Source organism: Acidimicrobiales bacterium (assembly GCA_036273495.1).
In the GTDB taxonomy this organism is placed as follows: Bacteria; Actinomycetota; Acidimicrobiia; order Acidimicrobiales; family JAJPHE01; genus DASSEU01.
Map to the genome: position 1 here is coordinate 1 of DASUHN010000170.1, position 13,046 is coordinate 13,046.

A 13,046-nucleotide genomic window follows, 5' to 3' on the forward strand; every position below is an offset into this window, starting at 1 on the left:
CGCCGTCGGGCGTGGCGGCGATACCGACGAATGGGTATGGCAGATGATTGGTGGCCGCCGATCCGAAGAAGCGGGCGTTGCCGTAGGTGAAGACGCCCCCGTCCGCGGCGAGCATCCAGTATCCGCCGCCGTCCGGGGTGAAGGCCGCGGCGACGACCGGCGCGGCCAGGCCTACGTCACCGGCGTAGCCCACCGAGGTGGGAGCGCCGTAGAAGGTACGGATGAAGCCGCCGGCCCGTAGGAGGTCGAACCCACCCGAGGAGAACCGGTAGCACGTCGGGCACCCGGCCGGCGTGGAGATGACCGAGGTGAAGTCGGCCCACCCCGGGCGCGCCCACGTGACCAGGAAGCGGGCCTGGAGGTTGGCGCCCATCGTGACGGCGAAGTCTCCCGGGCCCGGAGCAACCGGGCCACCGCCGGCGTAGCTCTGGGCGGCGGCGAACCAGTTGCCGGTCGGCATCGAGTCAGGTACCCGGAACCGGAAGGCAAAGGGGCCGCTCTGGGGCATCTCGCCGATCCCGATGCCGGCGCCCTCGTCGATGAACCCGAGCTCCCCGCCGCCGGACCGGCAGCCGGCGGTCGAGCCCGTGATCGTGACCAGGGTGCCGACCGGCCCGGAGGGAGGGCTGAGGTTCAGGGAGCACGCCACGCCGGCTGCCGAGGCCACGCTGGTCCCCGGCCCCGGGAGCAGCGCCGCCAGAATCGGAACGACCGCGACCAACAGGCCGAAGCGCCATCGGGGAGGCCTCCGGGCCATGAACAAATGACTCCGAGGCAATTCAATCAGTCAGATGAGCTCGACCCGCAGCCGTCGAGCCGCCGAACGGGCAACCTTGGCGATGTGGTTCCCATCGGAGGTCACCACCGCCCGGTCGCCCCGCCGAGCCGCCCCTTCGACGACGGTGACATCGACTACGTCATCGTGGTCGGCCCGGCCGGCCAGTTCTCCGACCTTCCGCGCCTGCTCGGGGCTCATTTCCTCGACATCGCATCCGGCCAGCATCCGCACCAGGCTGGCCTGGCGTGGTCCACCGCGCCAGGCCTCGGCGAGAACCGGGGCAGGTACGGTCGGGGAGACCTCCTCGGCAATGAGTCCGACATGAAGCGCCCACATCCGTCGGTCGTTACGGTCACCAGCGATCAGGGCCCCGGTGTCGTAGGTGACACCCGGCACCTACGCCGACCTCCGCGCCCGGCGTGACCGGCCGAGCAATTCTCGAGCCCGGGCCAGCCCTTCGGCCAGCTCCTGCTCGGTTAGCGGGCCGTGGTCACGCTCCCAGGCTGCCACCCCCCTCCGCCCCGCCTCGAGGCGGAGGCGGTGGGAAGCGGTCTCGGTGAGCCAGCCGCTGAAGCTGGTCCCGGACTCGGACGCGGCCTCGTCGATTGCCTTCGCCAGTTCCGGGGGGAACGAAACCGACCGCTTGTCCCGCAGCGCCATCCTCTCGATGGTAGCACAGAAGGTAGGACAGGCCGGGTCAGCCGACAGCCGGCACCGCGGTCAAGGCGGGCGGGAGCGGGGCCGAGGTGACGAGCACGAGCCGCCTGGTGGTCCGGGTGAGAGCGACGTAGAGCTCGGGCAGGCTGTGCTGGGCCGGCTCGACGACCACGACGCTGTCGAACTCGAGGCCCTTGGCACTGACCGGATCCATCTCGATGACATCGAGGTCGAGGGCGGCAGGTGACGGTGGTGGGACCCGCCCCACGGGATACATGACCGCCACCTTGCCCGGGGACACCTCTCCCACCTCCCGCGCGGCCACTTGCGCGATGAAGGCGGTGCTGTCGACGCTCTCGTCCATCTCCACCACCTCCGGCTGCTCACCCGAGAGACGGACGGATGTGGGAGCCCGGGCGGCCGGGTCGTACTCGGCCAGGACAGCGCCAGCGAGGTCCATGACCTCGGACGGGGTGCGGTAGTTGACCGTGAGCTCCAGGACCTGGGCCGACCGACCCGGCGCGGCGATGGCGCACGCCTCCTCCCAGTCGGTCAGGGACCACGGATGCTTGGCCTGTCCGAGATCCCCGACGATGGTCATCGAACCGGTCGGTCCCCGCCGGGACAGCATCCGCCATTGCATGGGGGTGAGGTCCTGGGCCTCGTCCACGATGATGTGCCCGAAGGTCACCTGCTCCTGGGCTTCCGGACGGTCCGAGTAGGTGCGCTCGACACGGGCGCCGACCTCCTGGATCTGTTGGAAGCGCTCGGGACCGATGAGCTTCACGGCGTCGAAGACTCGGCGGCACGCCTCGCATTCGAAGTTCCGCCCGGCCAGGCTCAGCTCGAAGCCGCAGTTGGGGCAGTCCGGGATCAGGCCCATCCCGGCCATGGTCGCCTCCCTCGTCGGGTCCGGCCGTGGTACCCGCCGGCCCGACCGGCGCCGACGGGCCGGCACCTTCCCGAGGAGATGCTCAGCCTCGTCGAGCAGGGCGACGTCGTGCTCGGTGAGCCGCTCGAGGTCGAGCGCCGGTGCGCCCGCACGCTCCAGGGCCTCGGAGACGACCTGCTCGGCGCTGAGGGCGGGCCAGATCCGATCGACCAGCTCGCGCACCTCGCTCGAGCGCCGGAGCGCCTCCAGGGCCTGGGAGGCGTCGGTGCCCGACACCGCGCCCGTGGCCAGCCCCGTCCTTACCGCACGCCGGGCGGCCCTCCTCGCCTGTCGGACCAGGTGCACCAGCACCACCCGCTCTACGACCGCTCGGCCCGCTCGATGGCTGCCGGCCGCCCGGGCCGTGGCCACGAAGGCCTCGCTGTCGGCCACGGTGACGGGGAGACGATGGATGCCGTGGCCGATGAGCCGGTCCGCCTCGAGGGCCTGCTCATGGCCGGCGATCGTCGCCGCCAGGGCATCCACCATCGCCAGGCCGGCCTTGATGGCGGCTGCCTCGGGCGGGTCCTCGGCGCCCGGTCGATAGGAACGGTGCAGGAGGCCGGCCGTGGTCACCACCACGCCCGTCTCGCCGAGCCCGGGCAGGACATCTTCGATGTAGCGGCAGAACACCGGGTTGGGCCCCACCACCAGCACCCCCTGGCTGGCGAGGGGGAAGTGGTGTGCGTAGAGGAGATAGGCCGCCCGGTGCAGGGCCACGGCGGTCTTGCCCGTCCCCGGACCCCCCTGGACCACGAGGATCCCCCGGAGGGGGGAGCGGATGGCGGCGTCCTGTTCTGCCTGGATCGTCGCCACGATGTCGCCCATGCGTCCCGTTCGAGCCGCGGCAAGAGCCGCGAGCAGCGCGCCCTCGCCGCACAGGGTGTCCCCGGAGGCGCCGGCGTCGCCTCGGACCAGTAGCTCGTCGTCGACGCCGACGACCCGCCGCTGCTTCATGCGGATGTGGCGGCGTCTGTCCACTCCCCGGCGGTCTCCGGATGTGGCCCGGTAGAAGGGCTCGGCCGCAGGGGTACGCCAGTCGATGACCAGTGGCTCCCCGTCGGCGTCGAGCACGCCGAGGCGCCCGATGTGGAAGCGATCACCCGCGGTGTAGTCGAGGCGACCGAAGCAGAGGGCCCGGTCCCCGATCGACAGGGCGGCCCGCCGCCGCAGACCGTGTTCGACCCGGGCGTCGCGCTCGACCCGGTCGGCAACGAGCCCACCCCGGCCTTCGGCCAGCAGCTCGGACGCCAGCTCCGACGCCCCCTCCCGCAGGGCGTCGAGCCTTCGATAGGCCCGGTCGACGTGGGACTGCTCGGCTTGGATCTCGTCTCTCAGGCCCAAACTCCCCCCTCGTCCGGCACCGTCGGCGAGTCGACCGGGACGCATGTCGGAGCCGCGCCGCGCCGGGTGGCGCGCGCACTGGTCAACGCCGGGGAGTATGAGCACCTGGTCCTGCTTGCGGCAAGACCCCCATCAGCCGGTACAATGGTCGTAGTGGCCGGGGCAAGCCCCGGCCGCCGTCGCGTACGGCCACCTCCTCCGACCGGTCGGGAGCCGGGCGGTAACTACCGCCAGGTTGTGGTCCGGGCCGGGGTCGGAGCGCCTAGGCCCCGCGGGGGATGTCCGCCCACAGGCACGAGGCGGACCCGATCGCCAGGCAGCCCCAGGCGTTGCTGAGCCCGTCCAGGACCTCGGCTGTCGGCCCTTCCGCGCCGGTTGCCAGATCGTCGGTCGGCGGGTGCGAGCGCTCGATGACCTCGACGCGCACCCCGGCGCCGGTTCGACATACCCGCACGTCCACCAGCGGGGACCCCTGGCGGCGGGCCGCTTCGACAAACTGGTCCACGACCGCGGCTGCCGCCCCGACGGGGCCGCCGAGGCCCCAGGAGTGCAGCGTGGCTGTCACGAACGAGCGGGCCGTCGCGGCCGTCCGGGTGTCGACGGCGACTGTGACCTCGGCCGCCCGCCCCGCCCCCGAAGGATGGGCCGCTCGGCCCTCGTCCCGATCTCCCAAGCTTGGCCCCCAACCTCCGACGTCGAACGACGCCCGCCACTTGCGACTGGCGGGCCCCTCCCTGCGCCGCGCCACCAGGGTAGCCCGCCGCAGTGTCCCCGGGAATGGACGGGGCTTCTCTCTATGACCGGAGGCGAATGAGCCCGGCGGACGTGGGACGGAAGCCGCAGGCATCGAAGTAGAACGTCCCCAGCTGAGATCGGACCAGCTCGACCATCTCGTCGTCAGTGACGGGGCCGCGCCACGCGAGTGACGGTTCCTCGGCCATGCCGCATCCTGGCCCAGATCCGGACGGCCGGATCCGCCTTCCGCCAACTAGTCTCCCGGTGGGTTCTCTGGGGGGTGTGGGTATGTGGTGGCGCGGACTGATCGGGCTGGTCGCGTTAGCGGTCGGGGCGGTGTGGATCGGACAGGGGACTGGCGCGGTGCACGGGTCGTTCATGACCGGTCAGGGCCAGTACACCGCATTGGGGATCGTCGTGGTTGTCGTCGGCTTGTTCTTGCTGGGCTGGGCCATCGCGTTGCGCCAGAGGATCGAGCGCATCCAGGAGCCGTAGCCGGCGGATCCCTCGGGCAGGAAGCCCGGCCCCAGCGCCGGCTCGGGCCCCGTGGCGACCGGGGTTAGAGTCTCGGATCGTGCTCCGACACGAGTTCTCCATGGAGATCCCACACTCTCCGGCGCGGGTCTGGGTTCTCCTGCACGACTACGAGCGATGGACTGAGTGGTCTGAGATGGTCGAGCGCGTCGATGTGCTCTGGCCCGGTGACGACGATCACAACGGGCGCCTGCGGCGCGTGTTCTACAAGCTGCCGGACGGCCGCACCGGCTCTTCCCTCGAACTGGTGACCGAGGCGGTGCCGGACCGTGGTCATACCTACACCATGATCTCGAGGGACGGGGACGACCACATCGGTCACGTCCGACTCGATCCTCTCGGGCCGAACCGCACCAGGCTGGTCTTCGACGAAGAGGCTGAGATGGATCCTGCGGTGTATGAGTTCATCAACCGGCACAACGAGGCGCACATGAGAGCGGCGTCCGACTACCTGAGCGCCCACCCTGAGTACCGCCCCGACCTGATCATGGATGAGGTCTGACGCAGGGATTGGACCGTCGGGCCTCGGTCCTAGTGGGGCTTGGGAGCGGGCGCCGGCTTGGGGACGGGCGCAGGCCGGGGCTTGGGCGCCGGCTTCGGTACAGGCGGCGAGGTCGTGCCCGACTGAGAACCGCTGGCTGTCTGACTGCCGGTGGTGGCGCCGGTCGAGTTGCTCGCAGAGGACGGCTGGGTCGGAGCGGTGGCGGCGGAGCTGCCGGACGGCGCTGATCCGCTGGTGCCGGACGACCCCGTGGACCCCACCGTGCCGGTCGACGCCGTGCCCTGACTGGCCGTGGTCGATGGCTGACCGGGCCGCGGAGGGCGGGGGGCGGGCGTCGATGCCGTGCCCTGACCCGCGGTGGTAGACGTCTGACCCGGGCGCGGAGGTCGGGGAACCGACGTCGGGGTCGAGTCGGTCGGCTCGACGGTTCCCGTCGTCGGGCCGGCCGCCGGATGGCCGGCACCGTTCCCGGCCGTAGACCCGGCGGGGGTCTGGCTCCTGGAAACCGAGGCTCCCTCGTCGATGGCGTCCCGCCTGTGGGCCGGTCCGGTGTTTGCCGCAGACGACGTGCCTGCCCGGGTCGGCCAGGCAATCGCCTTGTTGCTCGCCGACGGGGAGGTGCGGGCTGGCGTCCGGGTTACCTGGTGGTGGTTCCCGGCGGCGGGCCGAGGCCCGCCGCCGGGTGCCAGAGCGGTCCGCCCGCCGCTCAGGGTTGCCGCCCCTGACCCGGAGCCGAGCGCCGGGGCCGTCCGCATGTCGACGGCCACCAGGCCCGCCAGCGCCGCCAGGAGCAGGGCCGCCGCGAACTGCGGGTGGGTGAGGGCCGCGAACGGCCCGTCCCCGCTGTTCTGGGTGACTGCCGTCATGCCTGCACCGAGTCCTCACGCCGGCCCTGGCCGGACAGCCACAGGGCCAGGAAGCCGGCGGCCCCGAGCGAGAGGCCGAGGAACAGCATCAGCTTGAGGTGGGTGGGCGCTCCTGTGAAGGGCAGCTGCGCTCCCTCGACGATCGTGGCCGGGCTGGGGGCGGTGAGCGTCTCACCCAGGACCTGGGCGGGGGCCGACACCGTTGCAGTGGCGTTGCCGACCGTGGAGTTGGCCGGCACGTTCAGCTGGCCCACGACGGCGGTGACCGTGTTGGTGAGCGACCCAGCGGTGGGTACCGGGTAAGAGTCCACGGTGAACTCGCAGGTGATCGAACCCTGCGGCTGCAGCGTGACGCCGATCACCTTGTCGGCGCACGAGACGTCGAAGGGGTCCTGACCGGGCCAGGCGTCCCGCACTGCGTTCACCGAAACCGCCACCGGGGAGGTGTTGGTGATGGTGGCCCGGAAGGGCACGTTCTCACCGACGGTGCTCTCGGTCTCGTTGCTGGACCAGTGGTCCGTGCCGTCGGCGTTGGTCGTCTTGACCACGGTGATCGAGAGGGGGACCGGAGTCACGTAGAAGGACCCGTGGCCCGCCCCGCCGGCAGGAACGACGACCGCCTGAGTGGCGGTGGTGGGGGAGGAGATCGTCGAGGCGATGGTGCCACAGCTGACGAACATGTAGCTGGCCGGGGCCGAGGCATCGAGCCCGTAGGTGCCGGCGGGAACGTTGGTTGCCCCCAGCTGGTCGGCAGCGGTGGCCAGCACCGTGGACCCGTTGAGCACGCTCAGCGAGCCGCCGTTGACGGCCTTGGTGGTCGGACTGCCGTTCGCACCGCACAGCAGGATCGAGCCATCGATGGTCTGGGGGGCGGGCGGGGGCGGCGTCAGGGGCTGAACGTAGAAGACGCCGCTACCGGCCCCTCCGGCGGGGACGGTGACGTTCTGCGACGCCGATGCCGGTGAGGAGATGGTCACCCCGCTCTGCCCGCAGGACACGAACTGGTACTGGGAGGGTGCGGTGGCGTTGAGGGCATAGATGCCGGCAGGAACCTGCATGCTGGCCAGCCGGTCCCGGGCGTTGGTCACCACCGAGGAGGAGGACAGAACGCTGATCGAGCCACCGTCGACAGCGCTGGTGGTCGGCGCACCCGTCGAGTCACAGAGCATGACCGAGCCCGAGATGGCCTGAACGGCAGGCGTGGTGACTGTCGAGCTGGAGCTGCCGTTGGCGGTGTTGGCCGGGTTTGCCGACTGGTGCACGGTCACGTCCACCGTGTCGGTGAGGGACTGGCCGGCGGCAGGAGCGTAGCCCGCCTCGGTGAAGTTGCAGACGATCGAGCCTCCGTTGGCTGTGAGCGTCTGGCCGACGATCGACGCTGTGCAGGTGGGGCTGAATGCCGCCTGGCTCGGCCACTGATCGGTGAGCGAGTCGATCACCACGGCCGTGGCGGAGTTGTTGGTCACCGTCGCCCGGAAGGGGACGTCCTGGCCGGCAGTTGCGGCGGTCTCCGACTGGCTCCAGTTGCCCGTGCCGTCAGCGTTGTTCTGCTTCAGGACGGAGATGGAGAGAGCGTTCGCTCCCGGCGTCGTCACCGTTGACGACGAGGTGGCGGACGTCGAGTTGACCGGGTTGCCGACCTGATGCACCGTGACGTCGACGGTGTCAGTGAGGGACTGACCGGCGGCCGGAGCGTAGTTGGTCTCGGTGAAGTTGCAGGTTATGGAATGACCGGCCGGGATGGTCTGGCCTATGACTGCCGAGTCGCAGGTCGGAGCAAAGGCGGCCTGGTTGGGCCACTGGTCGGTCAGCGTGTCGACCACCACGTCGGTGGAGGAGCTGTTGCTGATCGTCGCACGGAAGGGAACGGTCTCACCGGGGCCGGTGGCCGTCTCGTTCTGGCTCCAGTTGCCCGTGCCGTCGGCATTGTTCTCCTTCACGACGGTGATCGTGGGCTTCTGGACCGGCGGCGTGGTGAAGCAGTTGCCGCCGATGGCGGGGTTGAAGTCGTTGGTCTGGATGGAGTTGTCGCCATCGCCCGTGGCGCTGTAGTCGTTGATGCTCCTCGAGGCCTTCGTGGCCGAGCCGTGCTCGTCGTAGAAGTTCACGCACATCTGCGGGGGGATATCAGCGGCGCTCGCATAGGTGGCCTGGGCGCTCCACGTCCCGACGGGATAGCCGTTCTGCGTGTCGGAGCAGAGATCGGTGATGTGGCCCACGTAGTACTTGGGGACGAAGAAGTTGCCGGCCTTGCTCGCGAGGTAGCCGACAGGTGTGACCGGAGCAACGGTGGCGGCGGTGGGCGGGGTCCCGATCCACTGACTTGTGGTGACCGGGAAGGTAGGCAGGGTCTTACTGCCTGAGATACCCCACCAGCTCACGACGAAGCCGACGCCGTAGCGCTGCGAGCAGTTCGCCTGGGGACTGGTCTTGCTGTCGCCGTCGTCGTCAGGTCCCCACGACCATGAACCGTTGAGCGACACGGTGACGCTGCCATCGGCGTTGGTCACTGCCGATCCGGTGGCTCCTCCCGCCGGGTTGGCGGCGTTGGCCGACGCGGCGGCCATGCCGGTGGCTGCGACCATCGTGACGATGATCCCGACCAGGGAGATCAGGGCGGCCATCACCCGCGTCGCCAGGCTCCGAGACCCGTCCGGTCCCCGGAGCATGCTCCTTGCCCCTGCGATCGCGCTGTGAGCGCGCGCGGCAGCACTATTCAGCTGGCGGTGATGACGGCGACCAACGATCTTCCTGCGCATGACGTGACTCGCTCCCGTTCCTGGACTCGGGGCCGGTCCGGGGCCAAGCAGGCACCGGCCAGACCTCAACGTTCAGCCTCAGGGCGTCGGTTTCGCCACTCGCTCCCCCCGGACCACTTCAGCGACCAGTCTCGTCACCGGGGATCAAAGCTTCACCGCCTTGGCTCTGTGACGGTGAATGTAAACGTCACACCCCTCGTGCGGATCGGCCAAAGGTCCTATTCGCGGCGTCAGTGGTCGGATTGGACCCGGCCCGCTGCTGGCAGCACCTGGCCCAGGAGCTCACGCCTCGGTACTAGGCCAGCGGCGCCCCCACCCAGGCTGCGGAAAGCAAGCCCAGAAACTGGTTCTCCGGGGAGACTTACGGCGTCGCGGCCGGACAACCGACCGATCCGGCTTCGATGCTCGCAATGCTGGGGGTCGAGCTCGGCTGGTTCGGCTCTGAGGTGAGGTAGCCCTCCAGGACGCCGGATGGAGTGTGGACGAACCACGCCCCGCCCTGGGCAAACGACGTCGTGAGAGCCGAACCGTAGAGCTGACGGGCCCTCGCCAGGGTGTCTCCCACCCGCAGACCGGCGGAGGTGGCTACGTTCGCCGGTGAAAGGGTTTCGCCGTTGACCGACAGGGTGCTGTAGCCGACGAAGCGGCCTTTGAAGAAGAAGGCGGTGAGCATGGGCCACTGCGTGGACGTGTCGACGTCGCAGTTGGAGAGTCCGGTTCCCGGCTTCGTGCTCGTCATCGATCCCAGGAGTCCATCGAGGTCGGCGACGGCGGCGGCCTGGGTGGCCCCGAACTTGACGGAAGCCACCCCGTCTCCCCGCAGAACGATGGGGCCGGACGCGGGCTGGGGACCGGAGGACGACTGGGACGCCTGTCCCGGCGCCTCGCCAAGCGACCCGCTCTCCCAGAGGATCCTCGATGACACGCCGTCGGGCGCGATCGCGGCAATGGCGGTGCGGTCGGAGTAGCCGTTGCCGCTCCAGGTGTCGACGTAGATGGTCCCGTCGGACCCAAGGGCGATCCCGTCGGGTGAGAAGCCCCGGATCCCATGGAACAGACCGCCTTCGAAACTCGTGATGGTCCGGGTCTGGTGGGGGCTGATCGAGAGCACGCTCTGAACGCCCATGGCCAGCACACCGCCGTCGGGGGCCGTCACCAACCCGCCGTCGCCCCGGGGGTAGAGCTGCTTGGTCCCCGCAGGCTGGGTCAGCGTGCCGTCGGGGGTAACCATGAGAAGGGACTTCGTGGCGAACCCGGCGATGTAGAGGTTTCCCGTGGAGTCGAAGGCGATCCCGGTGGGACTGTCGGCCGAGCCGGCGGTGGCCGGGCCCCCTAGGCCGTAGAGACCCTGGTTGGGGCCCGGAGCTCCCACGACGGGCGTGAGGGTCCCGTCCGGCTGGAGGCGCAGGACCTGGGCACCAGTCGCGATGAACAGACGGCCGTCCGGTCCGAAGGTGACGTCGGAGGGGATGAAGGACGCCCGGGTCGCCGGGGTGCCGGCGGGGACGAAGCCCGAGCTGTCCGGGCTGCCTCCACCCGCCACCGTCCGGATGGACCCCGAGATCGATATGGAGCGCACCCGCCGGTTGCCCTGGTCGGCGAAATACAGGGTCCCGTCCGCGCCGACCGCCATGCCGGCCGGGCTGTTGACCGCCGCATGAGTGGCCGGACCGCCATCCCCCGAGAACCCGGCGTGCCCGGTTCCCGCCACCACGACGAACCGGCCGTCGGCGTGACGCTCGAGGATCTGCTGGCGGACCGGATCGGCGATGTAGAGGCCCCCGTCCCGGGCCACCGCCAACGCGGTCGGCCGAGCCGGCGCGACGGGCCCGGGCGAGGAGTCGGCCGGCCCTGGGGGCGCGATCACCTGGACCTGGGTGGTCCGCCCCCCCGAAGCCAGCACGCCGGCCACGGCCGAACCGCTGGCCACGACTACGGCCAGCGCGGCCACTCGGAGCCTCCGGCCGCGGCGGCGGCGCCAACGCCGTTCCAACTCTGCCCTCGGCGTCCTGGTGATCGGGGGGTCCTCGACCAGCCGGTGCCCCCACTGCGAGAGATCAGTCATTGCCCACCCTCTCCGGCTCCTCGCTCAGGACGTGACCCAGCCGGCGGCGGGCATCGGCCAATGTGGACGCCACCGTGCCCCGGCTGACCTTCATGGTCCGGGCCACCTCCGCCTCGGGGAGGTCGGCCACGTACCGCAGCACCACCGCAGTGCGCTGACGCAGTGGCAGCCGGCTCACGGCATCCCAGATCTCGCCGGCGGGCCCGGGCAGATCCTCGGGTGGACGGGACCGGGCCAGTAGGCGGCGCTCCAGGGCCGTCCGGCGCAGACGGCGCTTGGCGTAGTTGATGGCGACCCGGCGGACCCAGGCCTCCGGGGCCTCCATGGCACCGACCCGGGACCACCGGCCCAACGCCCGCAGGCATGCCTCGTCCACCGCCTCGGCCGCCAGCTCCAGGCTCCCGGTCAACGACACCAGGACGGCCACCAGCCGAGGGTGCGCGGACTGGTACCAGTCATCGAACTCGAGAGGGCCGCCGGCCACCACTCCCATACAAGTCACGAGCGGGGCGGAATGTTGGGCGGACGGGCATCGAGAAGCCGTCCCGCATGCCTGCTGGCAGATTTAACCTTGTCTTAAGGTTTCCGTGCCGGGCCCCGATAGCTGTTTCGGCAGCCGCGCCCTTCCGGACGATGAGCGACGTCCGGAGGGGCCCGGCCCGCCCGGCGGCCCGGCAGAGCCTCGTTCAACCGTCAGCCGTCGTAGAAGAAGGCCTCGTGCAGGCCGATCAATGTCCGCTCCCGCGGGCTGGTGGCCCGCTCGATCGCCTCCTCCGAGAGCTGGTTGGCGTCGACCGTGCGCCGGAGCCGCTGGGCCAGGTCCCGGCGGGCGTAGTGACATTGGACGAAGTACCGGCCGGGGTCACCGGGACCGGACGGCATTCGCCGGTGCCACACGTCCGACACGAACAGCACGACGTCCCCAGCGCTCGCCTCGAGCCAGACCGGCTCCCGGCCCTCCCACGTCAGCTCCGGGTTGTCCATCTCGTCGCGAGGCGGAGCCTGCCCGGAGCGATGGCTGCCGGGGATGACGGCGGTCGGACCCGCCTCCCGGGGACAGTCCATGAGCAGGAAGTGCGCCGCCACGGCGAAGATCGGGTACGGGATCCGGTCGTCCCACGGGATGCCGGCCGGACGGGGGACGTGCGGCCCCGAGTCGATGTGCCAGAACCGCCCGCCATGGCTGTTCTCCTCCGGCGGCTGGCGCCAGGCGGTGTTGGCGATGACGTGGCAGTCCGCCGCCAGCAGCGGCTCGACCACCTCCAGCACCGCAGGATGACCGATGGCCTGCTGCACCTCGCCGCTGCGGTTGAGCATCTCGTAGCGGAAGGGGACCCAGTGGGATGCCGGCCGGCCGGGGACGCGCTCGTCCGGGGCCCACTCGTCGAAGACCCGGTCGACGTCCTTGCGGAGTGACGCCACGTCCTCCGGGCTCAGGACACCGGGAACCACCGCCCATCCCTCTCTCTCCAGCTGCCGGGTGGCCTCCGGCGCCGGGTCCGACGAGATGCGCAGGTAACCGCCTTTACGGGAGATCATGCTGCCGAGTTTGGCCCAGCCCGACGCGCCGTGCCCCGCGGAAGCGCACCCCTCTGCCGAACTGTTCGGGCCTCCCGCCCGCCGATATTCGTACGTGGCTCCGGTACACGTGCTGATGGTCCTCGTCGTCCTGGTTGGGAGATCGGTTCTCTGCCGACGTATGTAGCGACAACAGTTGCAGAGTTGTGTACACTTAGGGCATGTTGCGTCCTGCAAGCTGGACCAACCCAGCGGGTGAGAGTCCCGCCCGGGTAATCGCCGGAGAGCCCGGTAGCAGGCCCCGGTCAGGCGTCGAGAGGCGTCGGGCTGAGCGGGGCGTCGAAAGCCTCTTTGGAG

General features: G+C 70.5%; 12 protein-coding genes. 3 read left to right on the forward strand and 9 right to left on the reverse strand.

What is annotated here, in order from left to right; all coding sequences use genetic code 11:
• The 5 genes from VFW24_07150 to VFW24_07170 all read right to left on the reverse strand — a co-directional run.
• On the reverse strand, positions 1 to 757 hold a 757-nt coding region (locus VFW24_07150), incomplete at its 3' end, for a hypothetical protein (protein ID HEX5266532.1).
• 30 nt (positions 758 to 787) lie between these two features.
• Entirely contained in the window at positions 788 to 1,003 is a 216-nt protein-coding gene (locus tag VFW24_07155; protein HEX5266533.1) for a hypothetical protein, read from the reverse strand.
• Positions 1,004 to 1,174: 171 nt separating this feature from the next.
• Positions 1,175 to 1,438 carry a hypothetical protein gene (locus VFW24_07160; GenBank protein HEX5266534.1) on the reverse strand — a complete coding sequence of 88 codons (264 nt, stop codon included), beginning with the start codon at positions 1,436 to 1,438 and terminating at the stop codon, positions 1,175 to 1,177.
• A gap of 37 nt (positions 1,439 to 1,475) precedes the next feature.
• Positions 1,476 to 3,710 carry a UvrD-helicase domain-containing protein gene (locus VFW24_07165; GenBank protein HEX5266535.1) on the reverse strand — a complete coding sequence of 745 codons (2,235 nt, stop codon included), beginning with the start codon at positions 3,708 to 3,710 and terminating at the stop codon, positions 1,476 to 1,478.
• A 262-nt stretch (positions 3,711 to 3,972) separates the two neighbouring features.
• Positions 3,973 to 4,383: a hypothetical protein gene (locus tag VFW24_07170; GenBank protein ID HEX5266536.1), complete on the reverse strand. Its 411-nt coding sequence runs from the start codon at positions 4,381 to 4,383 to the stop codon at positions 3,973 to 3,975.
• Positions 4,384 to 4,733: 350 nt separating this feature from the next.
• On the opposite strand from VFW24_07170, the gene VFW24_07175 reads away from it, so the two are divergent.
• The 3 genes from VFW24_07175 (at position 4,734) to VFW24_07185 (ending at position 5,766) form a co-directional block, all read left to right on the forward strand.
• Positions 4,734 to 4,940: a hypothetical protein gene (locus VFW24_07175; GenBank protein HEX5266537.1), complete on the forward strand. Its 207-nt coding sequence runs from the start codon at positions 4,734 to 4,736 to the stop codon at positions 4,938 to 4,940.
• Between the two features lie 79 nt (positions 4,941 to 5,019).
• The gene (locus VFW24_07180; GenBank protein HEX5266538.1) at positions 5,020 to 5,481 is read left to right on the forward strand and encodes an SRPBCC family protein; all 462 of its coding nucleotides are present in this window, start codon (positions 5,020 to 5,022) and stop codon (positions 5,479 to 5,481) included.
• A 153-nt stretch (positions 5,482 to 5,634) separates the two neighbouring features.
• Complete coding sequence (locus tag VFW24_07185; GenBank protein ID HEX5266539.1) at positions 5,635 to 5,766, forward strand: hypothetical protein; 132 nt, start codon at positions 5,635 to 5,637, stop codon at positions 5,764 to 5,766.
• Positions 5,767 to 6,343: 577 nt separating this feature from the next.
• Here the strand turns inward: VFW24_07185 and VFW24_07190 are convergent.
• From VFW24_07190 to VFW24_07205, 4 genes are all read right to left on the reverse strand, one after another.
• On the reverse strand, positions 6,344 to 9,016 hold the full coding sequence (locus VFW24_07190; GenBank protein ID HEX5266540.1) for a hypothetical protein: 2,673 nt from the start codon (positions 9,014 to 9,016) through the stop codon (positions 6,344 to 6,346).
• Between the two features lie 451 nt (positions 9,017 to 9,467).
• Entirely contained in the window at positions 9,468 to 11,057 is a 1,590-nt protein-coding gene (locus tag VFW24_07195; GenBank protein HEX5266541.1) for an SBBP repeat-containing protein, read from the reverse strand.
• Between the two features lie 106 nt (positions 11,058 to 11,163).
• Complete coding sequence (locus tag VFW24_07200; GenBank protein HEX5266542.1) at positions 11,164 to 11,664, reverse strand: sigma-70 family RNA polymerase sigma factor; 501 nt, start codon at positions 11,662 to 11,664, stop codon at positions 11,164 to 11,166.
• A gap of 200 nt (positions 11,665 to 11,864) precedes the next feature.
• Positions 11,865 to 12,710: a phytanoyl-CoA dioxygenase family protein gene (locus tag VFW24_07205; protein HEX5266543.1), complete on the reverse strand. Its 846-nt coding sequence runs from the start codon at positions 12,708 to 12,710 to the stop codon at positions 11,865 to 11,867.
• Between the last annotated feature and the right edge of the window lie 336 nt (positions 12,711 to 13,046).